This is a genomic window from Cellvibrio chitinivorans (genome assembly GCF_035117775.1).
Classification (GTDB): domain Bacteria; phylum Pseudomonadota; class Gammaproteobacteria; order Pseudomonadales; family Cellvibrionaceae; genus Cellvibrio; species Cellvibrio chitinivorans.
The window spans coordinates 1-18,541 of the sequence record NZ_JAYKKN010000008.1 but is presented as its reverse complement, the minus strand read 5'-3'; the positions used below and the strand labels follow the sequence as shown (position 1 = coordinate 18,541).

Here is an 18,541-nt window from a genome sequence, read left to right as displayed (position 1 = left end):
TAATAACCAATCATTCTTTGGGAATGAATTAATCTGCACAAATTAATAAAAAAGGCTTGTTTTTTTAACCTGAAACATTATTATACGCGCCTCGCATTTAGGGTCGTTAGCTCAGTCGGTAGAGCAGTTGGCTTTTAACCAATTGGTCGCTGGTTCGAATCCAGCACGACCCACCACTTTCTCTCAGGTGGTGTTAAATAGTAGAAAATGCGAACCCTGTGGGTCGTTAGCTCAGTCGGTAGAGCAGTTGGCTTTTAACCAATTGGTCGCTGGTTCGAATCCAGCACGACCCACCATATTCTGAATCGATTGTAAAAATCGAATAAAAAAGGGCGCTTAACTAAGCGCCCTTTTTTATTGGGTAAAAATATTGCTCATGCTTCATTGGGGGCAGTTTTTATACGCCAATCCATCGGCGGCTCTGTGATAAAATTACACGCAAATTTTCTGCCCGTGATGGGTGAGCTTGAGTGAGGTGATGATATGTCTGAATTCTTGAATCTGGGCGCGCGCAATGCCAACGCTGAAGATCTGGTCAAGCAGCACCTTGCTCGCGTGTGGAGCGCGCCTCAGTACACGCCTGAACAAGAGGCGGATTATAAAGAGCGCATCAAGGCGCTGCTTAAGCAGCACAATGCTGTGTTGGTTGCTCACTATTACACTGATCCGTTGATTCAGGCTTTGGCTGAGGAAACTGGCGGTTGCGTGTCTGATTCCTTGGAGATGGCGCGTTTCGGCAAAAATCATCCTGCTGATACCCTGATTGTCGCGGGTGTGAAGTTTATGGGTGAGACTGCCAAAATTCTCACCCCGGAAAAACGCGTACTTATGCCAACTCTTGAGGCGACCTGCTCGCTGGATTTGGGTTGTCCTATCGATGAGTTTTCCGCATTTTGCGATCAGCATCCTGATCGTACTGTTGTTGTCTATGCCAATACTTCTGCCGCTGTTAAGGCTCGTGCCGATTGGGTGGTGACCTCCAGTATTGCGCTGGATGTGGTGGACTATCTGGATCGTCAAGGCAAAAAAATCCTCTGGGCGCCGGACAAACACTTGGGTGCTTATGTGCAACAAAAAACCGGTGCTGATGTGCTCTTGTGGGATGGTGCCTGTATCGTCCATGAAGAGTTCAAGGCAAAAGGCGTTGAAGATCTGAAGTTGCTCTACCCGGATGCCGCTGTGCTGGTTCACCCTGAGTCACCTAAAGCGGTGGTTGATTTGGCCGATGTGGTTGGCTCTACCTCTCAGCTGATTAAAGCGGCGGGCACTTTGCCTAATAAAGAGTTTATTGTTGCTACTGATCAAGGCATTTTCTACAAAATGCAGCAGGTCAATCCCGACAAGATATTCCATATCGCTCCGACTGCTGGTAGCGGTGCGACTTGTCGTTCCTGTGCTAACTGTCCCTGGATGGCGATGAATGTGCTCGATAATCTCGTCACTGTGTTTGAACAGTCAGACAATGAAATTCATGTCGATCCTGCTTTGGGTAAACAGGCAATGATTCCTCTGCAGCGCATGCTTGATTTCAAAAAATAAGTATTCGCACGCTATGGGTGGTGTTTTGCTTGTTTCGTCTGGCCCCACTCAGTACCATGGCGCCTTTCGTAAATAATCCACCTGAATTTCCCCAACTTTTATCGCTACTTTATTTCGCTAGCTAACGGAGCTCCCGATGATTCAAGGCAGTATGGTTGCCCTGGTAACCCCAATGAATGCAGACAATTCCCTCGACTGGGCGAGCCTGCATAAGCTGGTGGACTGGCATCTGGAGCAGGGCACTCACGCCATTGTTGCAGTGGGCACCACGGGTGAGTCGCCAACGCTGGCGGTTGAAGAGCACTTGGCGGTAATCAAAAAAGTGGTTGATCAGGTTAATGGTCGTGTGCCGGTGATTGCTGGTACTGGTGCCAATGCGACAGCTGAGGCAGTTGAGCTGACCCAGGCAGCAAAAGATCTCGGTGCTGATGCCTGTTTGCTGGTGACGCCTTACTACAACAAACCGACGCAAGAAGGTTTGTTTTTACATCACGCGCATATCGCTAAAGCCGTTGCTATTCCCCAGTATCTCTACAATGTTCCCGGTCGTACCGGTGTGGATATGAAGCCGGAAACCGCGCTGCGCCTGGCGCAAATCTCCAACATTGTGGGTATTAAAGAGGCAACTGGCGATCTGGCGCGTGCAAAAACACTGATCGAACAAGCACCTGCTGACTTTGCGATTATCTCTGGCGACGATGCGACTGCCGTCGATTTAATTCTTTTAGGGGGCAAAGGGGATATTTCTGTCACGGCGAATGTCGTACCTGCGGCCATTGCACGTATGTGTGAATTGGCGCTGGCGGGCAATGCAGAAGAAGCGCGTGCGATTAATGAGCGTTTGCTTGCGCTGCATACCGCTATGTTCCTTGAGGCCAACCCGATCCCTGTTAAATGGGCTGTTGAACAAATGGGTTTGATCCAATCGGGTATTCGCCTGCCGCTGACGCGTTTGTCAGAGCAGTATCACCAACAGGTTAAAACAGCCATGCAGGCAGCCGGAATTTAATCCTACTCCTGCTTGCAGGTTGTCGATGAGATGATTCATGAGTCTAATTAAAGCAATGAGCATAACAACAACTCCTTTGCTGTCGATCAAACGCCCTTTGTTGGCGTTAGTGGTTGCCAGTCTCACCGTTTCCATTTCTGGCTGCGGTATGTTTTTTGGCGATGAAGGTGTGTTCCGCAATCGCGAAGGCGATTATGTAAAGGCCGACAATATCCCACCTCTGGTTTTACCTGCGGGCAAAAAATCGGAAACCATGGGTGAGCTTTATCCCATACCGCCAATCACGGCGACGGACTTTGGTTACGACCCTACTGCGGACGATTATGAAGTGCCGCGCCCTATGCCAATCTCAGCCAATCTGGAGCAAGAAAACGTCAAAATCCAGCGCGTAGGCAGCGAGAGCTGGATTCTGTTAAATGCTGCACCGGGTGAAGTTTGGCCGCGTATTCGTAACTTCCTTAACGTAAATACTCTTGCGGTAAGCAAAGCGGATATTGGCAAAGGCATCATTGAAACCAGTTGGTTGCAGTTCAAGACAGATTTATCGACTTACGATAGATACCGCCTGCAAATTGACCAAGGTGTACAACCGGAAACTACCGAAATTCACATCACTCACATGAGTGTTCCCGTTGCGGAAAAACCAGCAGCTGATATGGGGTGGCCGCGCCGTTCGGTTAATCCTGAGCGTGAAAAATGGATGTTGGATGAATTAGCCGCAACGCTTGCCAGTGAATCGACCGAGGGCGGTACTTCACTCTTAGCGCAAAATATTGGCGGTTCGGTGAAAGCTAACTTGGGTGTGTCGGGCAGCGAGCCGATTATGACCATCAAGCTGGATCGCCAGCGTTCCTTTGCAACACTGACTTATGCCGCTAAACGCGATGGCTTCACAACTTTTGAAGCTGATGTAGATGCTGGTTTGTACTACGTTCACTATGTCGATCCTGAAGACGCTGCGCCGGGTTGGTTTAGACGTACATTCCATATTGGCTTGGAGCCTAAAATTCCGACGACTCCTTACAGTCTTGAGCAGATTAAAACCAATATGCTGACTGGCGAAGCATTTGAAAAGGCGCCTCGTTCGGATCGTGATGAAGAGAAGACTCTGCCGGATGCACCGGGTTATTTGATTGTAGTATCAGGGACAGACGGCAATTTTGTAGTGCGTGTCCGTGATCCTTACGGCAAGCGTTTGACTCCTCACGAAGCGCGTGAATTGCTGACAGTGTTGCGGAGAAATCTGATCTAAATGCAGGCTCCGCTGCGCTTTGCGTCTCTAGGTAGCGGCAGCCGCGGCAACTCTACGTTGGTGGAGTGGAGCGCGGGCACACTGTTGATCGATTGCGGTTTTAGCGTTAAAGAGGCAATTCTGCGTCTTGAGCGTTTGGGTAAGCGCGCTGAGGATTTGCAGGCGATACTGGTGACCCATGAGCACACGGATCACATCAAAGGTGTCGCCGCCATGGCGCGGCGTTATGATTTACCGGTGTATATGACGCCGGGAACCTATCACAGCCGCAACCTTGGTGAATTGCCGGATTTACGCTTGATCGAAGCCTATACTCCGTTTGTGCTGAATGATTTGCAGGTGACCCCTGTTGCTGTACCGCACGATGCGCGTGAACCTACACAGTTTGTGTTTGAGTATTCCGGGTTGCGTTTGGGGGTTTTGACTGATTTGGGCAGCATTACGGCGCATGTTGAGGCTCATTATCAGGATCTGGACGCTATGGTATTAGAGGCGAATCACGATCCGATCATGCTGGCTTCCGGAGCTTATCCTCCCTCGCTAAAGCAGCGGGTAGGCGGACTCTGGGGGCATTTAAGCAACCAGCAGGCTGCTGGTTTTTTGCAGCGCTTGAACTGCGCAAGATTGCAACATCTGGTAGTGGCGCACATTAGCCTACAGAATAATTCGCTGGAGTTGGCGCAAGCTGCTTTGGCACCTGTCACGGCCGAGGTCAAACAAGTGACCTTTGCGTGTCAAAACCAGGGGTTTGACTGGTTATCGATTTCTTAATTTGTCTCCAATATTTACTTTTTGAATAGCAGGTCTATCAATGGAAAAGCGCGAACAACTCTATGCTGGCAAAGCCAAATCTATCTATAAAACAGATGATCCTGATCATGTGATTATGTTGTTCCGCAACGATACTTCCGCGTTTGATGGCAAGCGTATCGAGCAGCTGGATCGCAAGGGTATGGTGAACAACAAGTTCAATGCCTTCATTATGACCAAGCTGCAAGAAGCGGGTATTCCCACTCACTTTGTGAAACTGGTATCGGACACTGAGTCATTGGTTAAAACCATGGATATGATTCCGGTTGAGTGTGTAGTGCGCAATTTGGCTGCAGGCTCTTTGGTGCGTCGTTTAGGTGTTCAGGAAGGTATTGATCTGAATCCACCAACCTTTGAATTGTTTTTGAAGAACGATGCCTTGGGAGATCCAATGATCAACGAATCACACGTGCAATCCTTTGGTTGGGCAACTCCTGAGCAAATGGCGCGCATGAAAGAGCTGACCTTCAAAATCAATGGTGTACTGAAGGAATTGTTCGCTTCCGGCAATATGCTGTTGGTAGACTTCAAAGTAGAGTTTGGTTTGCACAAAGGTGAAGTGATTCTGGGTGATGAATTCTCACCCGATGGTTGCCGTTTGTGGGATAAAGATACTCGTGAGAAGCTTGATAAAGACCGCTTCCGTCAGAATCTGGGTAATGTGATCGAGTCTTATGAAATGGTCGGTCAGCGCCTGGGTTTAACTTTCTAATCCGGCGTCCTGCATATATAGGGGGGCTTAGGCCCCCTTTTTATTACAAGTGAAGTTTAACGAATAATATCTATACTCAAGCAGTACACTTACTTGGCAGAACTTTAGTTACTGATTGCAAAATGGAGAATGTACAGTGAACGAACGTCGCGTGTTTGAACGCACTACAACCTCGGTGCGTGTAGAAATGACTCATCCGAGCTTTGGCACAATTGTCGGTTTTGCACGTGATATTTCCGATGGCGGCGCTCAGGTGTTGATTGAAAATCAGGTGTGCCCGCCAGTGGGTACAGAGGTGATGGTTAAATTCAAAAAAGCCGTAGGTGCGATTAATGCAGAACCTGTGCGTATGCGAGTCGTGCATCAGTTACGCAACACTATCGGTTTAATGTTTGTACGTGGCGCGACCTAAGTCGCGCTAGAAGGCTGCAATAATTAGTTGGCGCATTGTGCTGGCAGCAGCAAATCCAGTTTTTGATTGGATGGATTTTTTTGCAGCTGAATCAAATCATTGCACGTCATTTGTGGATTGTTATCCAAATACAGCTGTTTGATGTGTAATAAATTCAATAAAGGCGCCGGATTTTTGATCTGGTTCTTGCTCAATATCAGTTTTTCTAATCGCCCTAGTTGCCCAATTGTGCTGATGTCAGTTAATTGATTCTCGGCTAAATTTAATTCTTTCAATGCGAAAAATTTATCTAACCCTGTCAACGATTTAATTCCTGCATTGCTGCAATTTAATCGTGTCAATTCCTCTGCGCTGGTGATGTGTAAATCGTAAATCGTTTGTTCTACACAATCGTGCAATAAGCTGTCTGCGAGTTGGAAATCTTTAAATATTGCCGGTGGTGTATAGACAACATTTTCGTTGACGCTTACGGAATAATTTTTACATCCCGCTGTCAGTAAACTTGTGACCAAGCCACAAAAAAGTACTAAAGATTTGCTGTGCATATGGAATTTACCTGCAGTAGAGCGGAAAATGTCGCGCAATATATGCGAATTGTCTGGCCACTGTAATCAGATATACGTTTGCCAGCAATAATTGAATTCAGTATTTATTCAGTTCTGGTATTTAACAATCGTCACAAGTCGTCATGTATTACATCCCTGTTTGTTTTACGCTTTATTGGAGAGTTTTTATATGAAATATATCCTCGCAGCCGTGTTGTCTTTCGCTATTGTTGGTTGTACTACAACTGATCCCTACACTGGTGAACAAAAAACCAATAACACTACTAAAGGCGCCGGTATAGGTGCTGTTGCTGGTGCGGTATTGGGTGCAGCAACAGGTGATAACGCAAAAGATCGTCGTGAGCGTGCATTAAAAGGTGCTGCGATTGGCGGTGTAGTGGGTGGTGGTGTAGGTAACTATATGGATCGCCAGGAAGCAAAACTGCGCGCTGAACTGCAAGGTACCGGCGTACAGGTTCAACGCGATGGCAACAATCTGACCCTGATCATGCCTGGCAACATTACCTTTGCATCAAACAGTGCCGATATTCGCTCGGACTTTTTCGCTGTATTAAATTCAGTTGCCAAAGTGTTAGCTGAATTCAACAAAACCTCCATCCGTGTAACCGGCCACACCGACTCTACTGGTGGCGACAAAATTAACCAACCCTTGAGTGAGAATCGCGCAAATAGCGTAGCTATGTATCTGCGTAGCCAGAAGGTGAGTAGTGCGCGTATTCAAGCTTATGGTTACGGTTCGCGCTACCCGGTTGCCAGTAACGATACCGCAAGTGGTCGTGAGCAAAACCGTCGTGTAGAACTGGAACTGGTTCCTAACGAATAAGCTTTAGCTGATCGTCAAAAGCCGCTCGGGTAACCGCAGCGGCTTTTTTATTGATTGAAATCCAATAAAATCAGTGATCTAGCATGTCCTGCTAATTTTTTAGCAGGATTTTGATTGACTTAATCATCGTTGGTGCTAATTTATTAGCATGATGCTAAAAAATTAGCAGAACTGATTTTGAAATTGATGGATACAGCTATGGCTTTAGATGAACAAGATAGAAGTGCGGCAGCGCAGCTTAGTCGACGTGAACGACAAATTATGGATGCGCTGTTTGAAGCTGGGGAGTTGTCTGCTCAGGATGTTCGAGCGGCTATACCCGATGCCCCCAGTTATTCTGCGGTACGTGCACTCTTGGCGAAATTGGTGGAAAAACAGATAGTCAATTATCGGGAGGACGGTCCTCGCTACATTTATTTTCCGGTTGTAGCACAGGAAGAGGCGCGTACATCAGCATTGCAAAAATTACTGAAAACATTCTTTGCTGGTTCGACTGCTGCGGCCGTTAATGCACTCTTGGGGATGAATAAAGAAAAATTAAGTAGTGATGAGATTGCCCAGTTGCAACAGGCAATTGATGCGGCTGCTGAAAACGAAAAGCAACGTCCCGAATGATTTGATCACATAGCACTGAGTGACCAGTATGGATTCGATGATTCTTAATAGCGTGATTGTTAACGGATTTATCAAACCGTTTATTCTGATCCTAGTGATTTTATTGCTGTGGTTTTGTGTGCGTAAAAAATCAGCGGCACTGCAACATTTTGTATTAAGCCTTGGTCTGGTTAGTGTGTTGTTGCTGCCGCTATTGGCTGGCATTTTGCCGATAATTGATGTTGTGTATTTTCCGAATCTTGTGCGAGTGATTCAAATTCCACAAGAGTGGTTGAATGCATTAATGCCAGTGCTGGTCAGTTCACTAGACGTAACAGGCTTGATCCTTATTGCTGGATTGTATTTGTTGCCTGCAACCTGGCTGCTGTTTTATTTGACGCTAGGCGTATACGGGCTTAATCGTATGGTGTTGCGTGCACAGGCAGTAGAAGATGAAATTATTCTTGCGCAAGTAAACGAGCTGCGCGAACTTCTTGATATTTCTCGTTCTGTACGCGTTGTTGTCTCAACTGAAATCAATTCGCCACAAACTTGGGGCTTATGGCGCCCGGTCATCATGTTGCCGCGCGAAGCCTTGGCATGGAGCGAAGAAAAACAATTAAGTGTATTTGTGCATGAGTTAGGGCATATCGCCCGCTGGGATTGGCTAACAACGCTCGCGATAAAAATAACCTGTGCCTGTTTTTGGTTTTTAGTTCCTGTGTGGTATTTGGCCCAATTAATTTATCAGCAAGCAGAGATTGCTTGTGATGATTACATCTATAAATTACATGATAAGCATGTCGCTTATGCTCAAAGTTTGTTGGCAATCGCGAGCGAGGCTGGGCAAAGCCGTACCGACAATGATGCTTTATATATGCGCGGTTCGTCTCCTATTTATTCACGCATTATGTCGGTATTGGATAAACAACGTTCGCACCGGCCGGTGCCGGTAGAGGCGGCGCAATATTGGTTAATTATTGGTGGATTATTCGTCTCGCTCTTTGCCTGCGTGCAACTTATTCCGGTGAAATCACCAATAAGTGAGCGAGTTGTGCGAGCTTTGCGGTTGGAGTTTTTATCTCACAATCCTGCCGTTGTGGATGCGCATGCAATAAAAGTTGAGCAATTCAGTTGGGACTTATTGCAACAATTGAAACCGCGAATTGAATCTTCTCCTGCATCAATTACAAATATTGAACAAGTTGCAATTCATGTTGCGCGACCCACAAAACAAGAGATGCAAGCACTTGATAGTGTGATAGGCGAGCACAAACAATCGCTTGCCATTCCTGCAATTCAAATTCAAGGATATTTGCCGCTTGTCATGGCGACGCCTGAATATCCTGCTTTGGCTCTTGAGCGAGGTGTGGAAGGCTGGGTAGAGGTAAAATTTTCCATTGATGTGAATGGAGAAATTATTGAGCCGCAGATCAACGCTCATTCACCTTCTGGAATTTTTGATCGCAGTGTGTTGAAAGCGCTTAAAAAGTCCCGCTATCAACCGCAATTGTTGGATGGCCAACCCGTAGTGGTGCAGGGCGTAACTGAGTTGTTTCGCTTTAATTTAGTCGCTGATGCAAAAAGGTCTGGTAGTGATAAATCACTTGGTACCTCTCTTTCCGATGATGAATTAATCGATCATCGCCGACGATAACTAAATCTCTCTCCCTATGTTTTTTGCGTTGCTAGACCTTGGCAGGGCGTCGCTTTGCCTAAATAAACCCACGAGGATATAACTATGAGTAGTTCAGCCGCATTTACCCGTTCTTACGATCAATCACATGTCGCACGCCATCATTCGTTATTGAGTTTGATGGGGGCTATACCTGCAGCGTTTTTCATTACTGTCGGCTTGTTGTACATAATGTTTTTATTGGTGCACAAAGATTACCCGGTGATAGTGCCAAAGCCGGTTCCAGCAATACCCAATGTAGTTGCCGATTTTCCTGAGAAAATCCCGACGTTTGAAGATCCGCTTCCTGTTAAGCCTGTTGAACAGAATCAGCCGCCGGTAATTCGCAACAACGAGCAGGTGGATGTTGACCCTGAGCCGGGCATCAGCATTCTCGATCCTATAGTTGTTGTTAAGCCGCCAATTGATGGTGGGGTAGGTGCGGGCGGGCAAATGGTGCCCTTCATTAAAATTGCTCCCCAGTACCCGCAAAATGCCGCAGCAAAAGGTATCGAGGGTTATGTTGATGTGATGTTTGATGTAACGCCCTTGGGTACAACAGACAATATCCGCATCATCGCCTATGTTCCATCCACCATCTTCAATAAGAGCGTAATCAAGGCGATCAAAGGATGGAAGTACAAACCCAATACTGTCGATGGTGTTCCGGTAAAAACGTTTGATGTGAAAGACCGTGTGCGTTTTACGATGGAAAAGTAGAGCAAAAATAAACGCCTGTTTCCGCGGCTAACGATTGCGAGGGATGAGTGTGCGGATAGATAATGCCGGCCTATTCGTTCGCTCCTCGCCGGTTAATTTATGACGCCCTCCCTCGCTATTCTTTGCAACAGCTCAGAATCATTACCGTTTGCACAGCATTTGGCAGATCAATGGCAAATCCCGCTGTTTGTCGATCAGCTTGCAGAGCATATTGATGCTGCAGATTTTGTTGTGCAGGTGTCAGAAGATTGTATCGCGCTGCAACAAACTGGCCGCAAAGCGCCTGGACCGATACTGGTCGAGTTTACGGAAGGGGCGGTCGATCATAGGCGCAAGTTTGGCGGTGGCAAGGGGCAAATGATCGCCAAGGCAGTCGGCATAAAAGCCGGTGTCTACCCCCATGTGCTGGATGCAACCGCAGGCATGGGTAAAGATAGTTTTGTGTTGGCCACACTGGGCTGTCAGATGACCATGCTTGAGCGTTCTCCTATCGTTCAAGTGCTGTTGCAAGATGGTTTGAAACGAGCGCAATCATATGCGCGTGAGCAGGATATTGAATTGCTGCAAGTTATCGAGCGGATGGCATTGGTGCAGCAAGACAGTCGCGCTTATCTTGAATTGCTAGCGCCGGAGCAATTCCCGGATGTGATTTATCTTGATCCTATGTTTCCCGAGCGAACCAAAACCGCTGATGTGAAAAAGGAAATGGCGGCGTTTCATTCTGTCGTCGGTAAAGATGAAGATGCCGATGCGCTTCTACCCCTGGCACTGAGCAAGGTGAACTATCGCGTGGTGGTAAAACGCCCGCGCAAAGCGCCCTTCCTGAATAACCAGACACCTTCCTATCAATTGGAAGGTAAATCCAGTCGTTACGATATTTACACTATTAAAAAACTTCCTGACGTTCTCCCTCTTGCCCGGTAATTTCCTCATGGATTCCTCTGTGACTGATGATCTTGAATCATTATTTGATCAAATTGCCGCTGCGCTTACAGACCCGGGCTTTATCGTTCTCGAATATCCCCTGCGTGCGGCTTTGGTTCAGGCGCTGATTGATCATCTTCAGCAGCAAGAGGACGCACTGGTGCCTGCAGGCGTTGGGCGGCAGGGCGACTATCAACGCGATGAAAATGTGCGTAGCGATGCAATTCAATGGCTGAATGCTGGCGTCCCCGCTGTCACAGAATTTTTATGCTGGATGGATAAACTGAGGTCGGGATTAAACCGGCGCTTATTTTTGGGCTTGTTTGATTACGAAAGCCATTTTGCGGTTTATGCGCCCGGCGCTTTTTACCAAAAACACCTGGATGCATTTCGCGGAGCGCCGAGTCGAAAGCTATCAACCGTTTTATATTTAAATCCCGAGTGGGATCCGCTGGCCGGTGGTGAATTGGTGCTCTATGATGAGGCAGGTGAGGTTGAATTGATTCGCTTTGCACCGGAATGTGGCAGGTTGGTTATTTTTCTCAGCGAAGATTTTCCCCATGAGGTCTTGCCCGCAACCCTGCCACGGAAAAGTATTGCTGGCTGGTTTCGTATAAAGCCGTTGTAAAAAGCCCCACTGGAGTTGTTAACAGAGAAAAAAGCCCTCAATGGGTAACTGAATATAACTTCCAGCGTTTGAATTTAAGGATAAGACCGTCGTTTGCATGCGAGTTTGTTTGCCAACAAAAGAATCGCGGCGGTTGGCAACGAATTTGCAGGTGCATCATTATAGTTTGGATATAGTTTGCTAAAGATCGTTCCTGGGGGAGACGAAAACCAGGAGCAGGTTTTCGGCAAGCACTATAACAATGCTAAGAATGCATATTAAAGTGAGGCCGCGATGCTGAAGGAAGTCACCATGAGTGAGATGAAAATAGATTGGCAGAATTACCATTCTGGCCACTTCTACGATGAATTGATTAGCGCGCCCGGCCAACCCCGACCTGAAACCCGACACCTCACCCAATATCTCGCCTCCCTTTCCGGGCAGGAATTACAAGACCGAAAACTCTCCGCTGAACTCGCCATTAAAACCATGGGTATTTCCTTTACGGTGTACAGCGATGCAGGCAACATCGATCGCGAATGGCCATTCGATATTATCCCCCGCATTATTCCGCAGCGCGAATGGCAAAAAACCGAGCGCGGTTTGATCCAACGTTTAACCGCACTGAATTTATTTATTAACGATATTTACAACGATCAAAAAATTATTAAAGACAAAGTAGTGCCATCCTACTTGTTTGAAAATTCGGTCAACTTTCGCAAAGAATGTATGGGTATGAAGCCAGCTCACGGCGTCTGGTCACATATCTGCGGTAGCGATTTAATTCGTGATGACAAAGGCGAATTTTTTGTGCTGGAAGACAACCTACGTGTGCCTTCCGGTGTTTCCTATATGTTGGAAAATCGCAAAGTAACCAAGCGTGTTTTTCCTGAGTTGTTTGAAAATCACAATATTGTTCCGGTAACAGATTATCCGAATCAATTATTCGATACGCTTGCCTCTTTATCGCCGCGCAAAGCGGATCGCCCTGAAATTGTGGTGTTAACCCCGGGGATTTATAACTCTGCTTATTTCGAGCATTCCTATCTCGCGCAACAAATGGGTGTGGAATTGGTAGAGGGTAGCGATCTCGTCGTTGATAGCGATGACTGCGTGTATATGCGCAGCATCGATGGATTAAAACGAGTTGATGTTATTTATCGTCGCATCGATGATTTGTTTTTGGATCCGGAGATGTTCAATCCAGATTCAGTGCTCGGTGTGCGTGGATTAATGCGTGCATGGTTAAAAGGTAATGTTGCGCTTGCTAATGCCCCCGGTGCGGGCGTGGCGGATGACAAAGTTATCTACACCTATGTTCCGGAGATGATCAAATATTATTTGGGTGAAGAACCTATTCTCCCCAATGTGCCAAGCTATTTGTGTGTTGATAAAAAACAGTGCGATTACGTGATCGCCAATCTTGATAAGTTGGTGGTGAAACCAGCCAATGAATCGGGCGGCTACGGCATGATTATCGGCCCGCAGGCGACTAAAAAAGAATTGGAAGAATTTGCGCAGCGCATTAAAGCTGATCCACGCAATTACATGGCGCAGCCATTAATTTCTCTCTCTACTGCTCCAATCCTCACTAATGGCAATGCTGAGCCGCGCCATATCGATTTGCGCCCCTTTGTTTTACAAGGCAAAGATCACTGCGTGACTCCCGGCGGCTTAACGCGTGTTGCCATGCGCAAAGGTTCTTATGTGGTGAACTCATCGCAAGGTGGCGGTAGTAAAGATACCTGGATCGTGGTGGAGGACTAAGCCATGTTGTCACGTGTAGCAGAACGAATTTATTGGTTGGGGCGTTACATGGAGCGCAGCGAAAATATTGCGCGCCTTGTTAATGTGAACTCAAATTTGCTGCTGGATTTGCCCGCTGGTGTGCGTGTGGGCTGGGGCTCGTTAATTGATATCAGTGGCACTGGCAGTTACTTTGAGCGCGATACTCAATTGGCCGATGAAAAAACCGTTGTTAATTTTATTTTGGCGGACAAAAAAAATCCGGCATCGTTAATTAATTCGTTGAGCTTTGCGCGTGAAAATTCGCGCATCACCCGCGAAATTATGCCGATGGAAGCTTGGGAGTTGATTAACGATTTGTATCATTACATTCGTGACCGCGCCGACAAGGTGACATCGCGCCGTGACCGCAGCATTATTTTGTTACACGTCATTAGCAGTGTGCAGCAATTTACTGGTTTGTTGGCTGGATGTATGAGTCACAACAATGCTTACGATTTAATTCGTATTGGACGCAATCTGGAGCGTGCCGATATGAGTACGCGGATTGTTGATGCAGGGCTGATGAATCTGTTGCCGCATTTGTCATTGGGTGGAGCAGAAGTGCTTGAGCCCTACGACAATATTTTGTGGATGAGTGTGTTGCGTTCACTTAGCGCTTATCAAATGTATCGCCAACATGTGCGTGATCGTGTTAACGCTAGTGCAGTAGTCACCTTTTTATTGCAAAACGAAGATTTCCCGCGCGCAGTCGCGCACTGTCTTAAACAGTTAGAACAATGCTTATGGGCATTGCCTAACAGCGAAAATGTGTTGAAATCAATTGTGAATATTCAACACAAATTAGATGAGGCCAATGTGGATGAATTGTTGAAATCCGGCTTGCATGAATATATCGATGAGCTGCAATTAGAAATTGGCAATTTGCATTTCAAAATTGCAGAAACATGGTTTCTACCGGTTGTGATTGCTCAATCCCAGGAGCAAAAATCAGCGTGACCTAAAGTGAACCTTTTGCGTGTTATCTCTCTGAGATCTGGCCCGTTTTCGGGCCTTTTTTATGCGCTTAAATTGGCCATAAAATTAACGCTGGGTAAAAAAATGCACACACTATTTTAATTGCTGTAATCTGCTTGTAACTTTTCTACTCGCGCTTGAAATAAGTTTGACAACGTTGTCCATTGCGCGTAATTTCACATTAAGGCAATTATTTTGGTTGTCTTTCCGTAAGTTGGTTATCGATATTTGTTGGAATAGCTTTTGTTGGAGTTGTTGGAAGTAACAACGGATAGTGGCAGCAAGGGAATAATAAAAATCTAACGAATGACGGGTTAATCACTGAATAGTCCGCTGATCATTTTTTTTGAAATCGAGTAAAACTCGAAATGGCTTTCTATTGCCTGAAAAAATGATTCATGTCCGCTGCAGTATTCGTTAAGCCTCTTTCCATTAGTGCGGAATCCTTTGGAATTCTCCGCTGTGTAATGTTGTAGTGAAATTTAAAAAAATCACCCCGATTACAGGGGCGGGCGTCGTTTTGCCCGAAAAAAATTAATCAATCACGAGGGAAAAGCAATGAAAGTGTTATCAAAGCTGATGTTTATCTCGTCAGCCGGGCTGTTGTTACCGGCAGCGGCACAGGCATATGACTGTAGTTCCTTAACGCAATACGTAAATGGCTCAGCTTATGCTACAGGCGCGTTGGTTAAAAATGCGAATAAAGCCTTCCAGTGCACAGTTGGTGGTTGGTGTTCTGTCGGGGGGCCTTATGAGCCGGGAGTAGGTTGGGCTTCAAATAATGCATGGACTGATTTGGGTGCTTGCGGTGTTACTACTACATCAAGTAGCCAGGCTCCATCCAGCGTCTCCTCAAGTAGTCTGGTTTCTTCCAGTGTGCAGTCATCCAGCTTGCCTTCAAGCAGCAGTGTGCCATCCAGCGTTTCATCTAGCAGTTCTTCTGCTCAAACAGGTGCTTGTGCAGGTATTAATGTCTATCCAAATTGGACTCAAAAAGATTGGGCAGGTAATCCATCCTACGCGACCGGTGGTGATCAAATGCAATATCAAGGTGTTGCATATCGCGCTAACTGGTGGACGCAAAGTATTCCTGGTAGTGATGGTTCTTGGACCTTCGTGCAAAACTGTTCCGGTGTTTCAAGCAGTTCTGTAGTTTCATCTAGCTCTGTAGTTTCATCCAGTTCAATCGCTCCATCCAGTTCATCGCTGAGCAGCAGCTCATCCAGTGTGGTCGTTAGCAGTTCATCACTAAGTTCTTCAAGTTCGGTAGTAGTTTCCTCTTCTGCCCCTTCCAGTATCAGCGGTTCCAGCAGCAGTGTGAGCGTAGCGATTACCGGTTACTTCCCAACACGCGCTAACCCGGTAAGCCTGAAAGTAAAAGGCTGGCCAAGCGATTTGGCGATGGGTTCTTTCACCGATAACAGTGCAACTGCAAATGATGCATTGGCTGCATCCGGTGTGGATTCTATTTTCAATAACGAAGGCAATAGCACTGGTGATCGCGGTCAAGTGATTGTTCCAAGTGTTACCGCACAAACAATTGCCCAAGCGCGCAATATTGAAAACCTGAGCGGTGGAAAAGTATTGCCCGTTATCGGTTTGGCGACTGCAGACGCATCAGGAGTTGGTGCAGAAGATATTTTGGATAGCGCCAATTTGGTTAAGCATTTCCAAAATTTAATTCGCGTTGCAGCAACTGTACAAGCCAACAAAGATTCAACTCACGCTAACCCTGGTGCGTTGGTTCTGAATGCTGGTTTATTAGCGCAGTGGCAAGCAAACCAAAATGGCAGCTTCAAAACGGCATTTGGTAGTGCAGGCGCTTGGGTTGCGATTGATGTTAAGCAAGCAGTGAAAGATGCGTTAACCAACGAAGCAAATTATGCGATTGGCAGCCAATCTTTAGGGGCGATTTACAATCTGAATAATTTGAAAACTGAGGTGGATAGCGCCCTTCAAAACAACATCACCGGTTGGGTGCAAGCGCACAACTTGTTGATTAAACGTTTAAGCCCGGATGCCTCTTTCGGTTGGGTGGTTGGCGTATCAAGCCCTGGCAATAACACTTGGATACACACTGATTTTGATGGCTTGCAAGATGTATGGAGTGCAGCTGCATTCACTGTATCGACTTTCGCAAACTCAATCGGTGCATACACTACCAATGGTTATCGCCCGGACTTCCTCGCGTTCGATCAATCCGCTGATGACGGTTTCTCTCCTTCTGCGCGCACTGCTTATGCCTATGGCGCCAAAGAATGGGAAAACTATATGAACTACGTGCGTCAGGTGACTGATTCATTATCGATCCCTGCAATGTTGTGGCAAATTCCTGGCGGCCATTTGGCAAGCGTGAGTGAATCAACGGGTAGCTACAATTTGGCAAATGATTCTGGTACCGCCGGTACTTATTTCATGGGCGATAAGAGCATTGGCAAAACCATCAGCAATGTTCGCAGTGAAGTATTAAGCATTCCGTTGAGCGCTTCTGTTTATGCTGGCGCAAGCAACGTTAATGCACTGCTGCAACAAACTCCAAGCTATGACTGGGGCACTTCTGCATTGCGCTATGCTGCTTACAGCAACGTGTTTGCGATTCAGTGGGGCAGCAAAAACGGTACCTCTGTGGTTGCAACTGCAAACAGTCCATCTGATAACGGCTGGTTGAAAGACAAAATTGCCGCGAACAAAGCAGTGGGCGGTATGCCATTGTATGGTTCAGGTCAATTAACGACGGCGAGCGCTGTTACTACAATTGCCCAATTGAACAGCGATTTGGCGAGTGTTGAAAGCGCGATGAACAATCAAGCATTCCTTTACACCACACCATCGAACGGTAAAGAGCCATCCAGTGTGTACAAATGGGCTGACTTCCTGATGGCATTGAACGCAATGCACAACGTGGGTGTAGGTCCAACCAAATACTGGTTGATTGATCCAACCAAAGACGATGCAACTAACATCAAGTATGCAAAAGTGGCGATTGCTGCATTCCTCTCGCAAAGTATGAAAGAAACGATTCAATACGATGCATGTGATGAGAATAACTGGTCAATCAATACCGGTGATCCAGTGAACTATCCAATCTCTGCCTCTTGTGGCCAGCTGCAACAAGACTATGCGTCTTATGGCCAAGATCCAGTGACTGGTCGCGACAATCCATACTCTTGCCCACGCAATCCAAAAATGGAAGTGACTGCGACGACGAACGCAAAATGGTACGGTGCTCCAGGCCCATTGTTCACCGCACCAGATCGCGTATTGGCGAAGAAAGGCTTGTTGGTTAATGGCAGCGTTGGTTACTGGGATTACGGTGCATGGTTCCCTGCAGTGACTACTGTTGATAAATCAGCACAAGCTTATCTGCGTGAAGAAGGCAAAGTGTACGATGGTCAAAAAGCCGGTAAGTTTGTATGGAACGGCAGTGCAGGTAAGAGCATTGAAGGTTGTGGTTGGTGGGGGCGCGGTGTAATTCAAACTACCGGCCGCTTGAACTTCGGTAAACTGAATCACTTCCTCGGTCGCAGCCATGTTGATCCTGCTTACGCTGGTCAAACTATCGATGGCACAACCGTAACACCAGCACCGGCTGAGCCACTCTATGCGGATATGGACTTGTGTTCTAACCCACAATTGATTTGTTCCTCAACCGATCACGGTGAGATCAAGTGGATTGCCGGTTTGTTCTTCTGGATGAACGAAGTGCAAGGCTATAACGATCCTGCGTACAACTGGGATTACTACGTACAGTTAAAAGCCTATGTTGATGGCGGTATGAAAGGCGATGCGTTTATCAATGCTGTATCCGGCATTGTTAACCGCGGCTGCCCAGACTCTACTTGCCCAATCAGCGGCGCGGTAGATGGCTTGGCAGATCGCAAAGCCAACTTCGTGAAAGTGCTGCAGATTCTGGGATTAAATCCGCAATAATGTCCATACCTGCAACAACGCACTGTTCTTGGCGCAATTGAAAACCCGGCTCGTAGAGGCTGTGTCAAAACCCACAGCCATTGTTGGTCGATAAAATGCTCCGATGACCTCGGGGCATTTTTTGCTTTTAGACGGCACGCATTTCTGATTTAACATCGCCCTCAGACGAGCAATGTCATTATTTTCTGAACACCCAAAATATTTA

At 46.8% G+C, this 18,541-nt stretch carries 17 protein-coding genes and 2 tRNA genes; 17 read left to right on the top strand and 2 right to left on the bottom strand.

All coding sequences use genetic code 11. The features are described 5' to 3' along the window. Nucleotides 1–100 precede the first annotated feature (100 nt). The 8 genes from SPL68_RS16755 to SPL68_RS16720 all read left to right on the top strand — a co-directional run bounded on the left by SPL68_RS16755 (nucleotide 101) and on the right by SPL68_RS16720 (nucleotide 5,734). Nucleotides 101–176, top strand: a tRNA-Lys gene (locus SPL68_RS16755). 44 nt (nucleotides 177–220) lie between these two features. Further along, nucleotides 221–296, top strand: a tRNA-Lys gene (locus tag SPL68_RS16750). Nucleotides 297–483: 187 nt separating this feature from the next. After that, complete coding sequence (gene nadA, locus SPL68_RS16745) at nucleotides 484–1,539, top strand: quinolinate synthase NadA (protein WP_323816316.1); 1,056 nt, start codon at nucleotides 484–486, stop codon at nucleotides 1,537–1,539. 136 nt (nucleotides 1,540–1,675) lie between these two features. After that, nucleotides 1,676–2,548 (top strand): 4-hydroxy-tetrahydrodipicolinate synthase, encoded by an 873-nt coding sequence (gene dapA, locus SPL68_RS16740; RefSeq protein ID WP_323816315.1) that lies wholly within the window; start codon nucleotides 1,676–1,678, stop codon nucleotides 2,546–2,548. A 37-nt stretch (nucleotides 2,549–2,585) separates the two neighbouring features. Continuing rightward, the gene (gene bamC, locus SPL68_RS16735) at nucleotides 2,586–3,800 is read left to right on the top strand and encodes an outer membrane protein assembly factor BamC (protein WP_323816314.1); all 1,215 of its coding nucleotides are present in this window, start codon (nucleotides 2,586–2,588) and stop codon (nucleotides 3,798–3,800) included. After that, nucleotides 3,801–4,571, top strand: coding sequence for an MBL fold metallo-hydrolase (locus SPL68_RS16730; protein WP_323816313.1), 771 nt, complete (start codon nucleotides 3,801–3,803; stop codon nucleotides 4,569–4,571). Between the two features lie 40 nt (nucleotides 4,572–4,611). Beyond that, entirely contained in the window at nucleotides 4,612–5,322 is a 711-nt protein-coding gene (purC, locus tag SPL68_RS16725; RefSeq protein WP_323816312.1) for a phosphoribosylaminoimidazolesuccinocarboxamide synthase, read from the top strand. A gap of 136 nt (nucleotides 5,323–5,458) precedes the next feature. Next, complete coding sequence (locus tag SPL68_RS16720) at nucleotides 5,459–5,734, top strand: PilZ domain-containing protein (protein ID WP_323816311.1); 276 nt, start codon at nucleotides 5,459–5,461, stop codon at nucleotides 5,732–5,734. 23 nt (nucleotides 5,735–5,757) lie between these two features. Here the strand turns inward: SPL68_RS16720 and SPL68_RS16715 are convergent, their stop codons facing one another. After that, a complete protein-coding gene (locus tag SPL68_RS16715) occupies nucleotides 5,758–6,279 on the bottom strand; it encodes a leucine-rich repeat domain-containing protein (RefSeq protein WP_323816310.1) in 522 nt (173 codons plus the stop codon). Between the two features lie 190 nt (nucleotides 6,280–6,469). On the opposite strand from SPL68_RS16715, the gene SPL68_RS16710 reads away from it, so the two are divergent. The 9 genes from SPL68_RS16710 to SPL68_RS16670 all read left to right on the top strand — a co-directional run bounded on the left by SPL68_RS16710 (nucleotide 6,470) and on the right by SPL68_RS16670 (nucleotide 18,336). Beyond that, nucleotides 6,470–7,123, top strand: coding sequence for a YiaD family glycine zipper/OmpA-like lipoprotein (locus SPL68_RS16710; RefSeq protein WP_323816309.1), 654 nt, complete (start codon nucleotides 6,470–6,472; stop codon nucleotides 7,121–7,123). Nucleotides 7,124–7,321: 198 nt separating this feature from the next. Beyond that, nucleotides 7,322–7,738, top strand: coding sequence for a BlaI/MecI/CopY family transcriptional regulator (locus SPL68_RS16705; protein ID WP_323816308.1), 417 nt, complete (start codon nucleotides 7,322–7,324; stop codon nucleotides 7,736–7,738). Between the two features lie 28 nt (nucleotides 7,739–7,766). Continuing rightward, nucleotides 7,767–9,374: a M56 family metallopeptidase gene (locus SPL68_RS16700; RefSeq protein WP_323816307.1), complete on the top strand. Its 1,608-nt coding sequence runs from the start codon at nucleotides 7,767–7,769 to the stop codon at nucleotides 9,372–9,374. 84 nt (nucleotides 9,375–9,458) lie between these two features. Beyond that, a complete protein-coding gene (locus SPL68_RS16695; RefSeq protein WP_323816306.1) occupies nucleotides 9,459–10,112 on the top strand; it encodes an energy transducer TonB in 654 nt (217 codons plus the stop codon). 99 nt (nucleotides 10,113–10,211) lie between these two features. Then, nucleotides 10,212–11,036 (top strand): class I SAM-dependent methyltransferase, encoded by an 825-nt coding sequence (locus tag SPL68_RS16690; RefSeq protein WP_323816305.1) that lies wholly within the window; start codon nucleotides 10,212–10,214, stop codon nucleotides 11,034–11,036. A gap of 19 nt (nucleotides 11,037–11,055) precedes the next feature. Further along, the gene (locus SPL68_RS16685) at nucleotides 11,056–11,664 is read left to right on the top strand and encodes a 2OG-Fe(II) oxygenase (RefSeq protein ID WP_323816304.1); all 609 of its coding nucleotides are present in this window, start codon (nucleotides 11,056–11,058) and stop codon (nucleotides 11,662–11,664) included. A 300-nt stretch (nucleotides 11,665–11,964) separates the two neighbouring features. Next, nucleotides 11,965–13,410: a circularly permuted type 2 ATP-grasp protein gene (locus SPL68_RS16680; RefSeq protein WP_323816403.1), complete on the top strand. Its 1,446-nt coding sequence runs from the start codon at nucleotides 11,965–11,967 to the stop codon at nucleotides 13,408–13,410. A gap of 3 nt (nucleotides 13,411–13,413) precedes the next feature. Next, on the top strand, nucleotides 13,414–14,388 hold the full coding sequence (locus tag SPL68_RS16675) for an alpha-E domain-containing protein (protein ID WP_323816303.1): 975 nt from the start codon (nucleotides 13,414–13,416) through the stop codon (nucleotides 14,386–14,388). Nucleotides 14,389–14,964: 576 nt separating this feature from the next. Next, nucleotides 14,965–18,336: a cellulose-binding domain-containing protein gene (locus SPL68_RS16670; RefSeq protein ID WP_323816302.1), complete on the top strand. Its 3,372-nt coding sequence runs from the start codon at nucleotides 14,965–14,967 to the stop codon at nucleotides 18,334–18,336. Here the strand turns inward: SPL68_RS16670 and SPL68_RS16665 are convergent. Then, nucleotides 18,322–18,541: hypothetical protein (locus SPL68_RS16665; protein WP_323816301.1), on the bottom strand; the 220-nt coding region annotated here is incomplete at its 5' end. The genes SPL68_RS16670 and SPL68_RS16665 overlap by 15 nt on opposite strands.

Coding starts and splice junctions, on each gene's coding strand:
- SPL68_RS16715 (WP_323816310.1), bottom strand. CDS start 6,279: ATGCACAGCAAATCTTTAGTACTTTTTTGTGGCTTGGTCACAAGTTTA.
- SPL68_RS16675 (WP_323816303.1), top strand. CDS start 13,414: ATGTTGTCACGTGTAGCAGAACGAATTTATTGGTTGGGGCGTTACATG.
- SPL68_RS16670 (WP_323816302.1), top strand. CDS start 14,965: ATGAAAGTGTTATCAAAGCTGATGTTTATCTCGTCAGCCGGGCTGTTG.
- dapA (WP_323816315.1), top strand. CDS start 1,676: ATGATTCAAGGCAGTATGGTTGCCCTGGTAACCCCAATGAATGCAGAC.
- bamC (WP_323816314.1), top strand. CDS start 2,586: ATGAGTCTAATTAAAGCAATGAGCATAACAACAACTCCTTTGCTGTCG.
- SPL68_RS16705 (WP_323816308.1), top strand. CDS start 7,322: ATGGCTTTAGATGAACAAGATAGAAGTGCGGCAGCGCAGCTTAGTCGA.
- SPL68_RS16690 (WP_323816305.1), top strand. CDS start 10,212: ATGACGCCCTCCCTCGCTATTCTTTGCAACAGCTCAGAATCATTACCG.
- SPL68_RS16695 (WP_323816306.1), top strand. CDS start 9,459: ATGAGTAGTTCAGCCGCATTTACCCGTTCTTACGATCAATCACATGTC.
- SPL68_RS16680 (WP_323816403.1), top strand. CDS start 11,965: ATGAAAATAGATTGGCAGAATTACCATTCTGGCCACTTCTACGATGAA.
- SPL68_RS16710 (WP_323816309.1), top strand. CDS start 6,470: ATGAAATATATCCTCGCAGCCGTGTTGTCTTTCGCTATTGTTGGTTGT.
- nadA (WP_323816316.1), top strand. CDS start 484: ATGTCTGAATTCTTGAATCTGGGCGCGCGCAATGCCAACGCTGAAGAT.
- purC (WP_323816312.1), top strand. CDS start 4,612: ATGGAAAAGCGCGAACAACTCTATGCTGGCAAAGCCAAATCTATCTAT.
- SPL68_RS16700 (WP_323816307.1), top strand. CDS start 7,767: ATGGATTCGATGATTCTTAATAGCGTGATTGTTAACGGATTTATCAAA.
- SPL68_RS16730 (WP_323816313.1), top strand. CDS start 3,801: ATGCAGGCTCCGCTGCGCTTTGCGTCTCTAGGTAGCGGCAGCCGCGGC.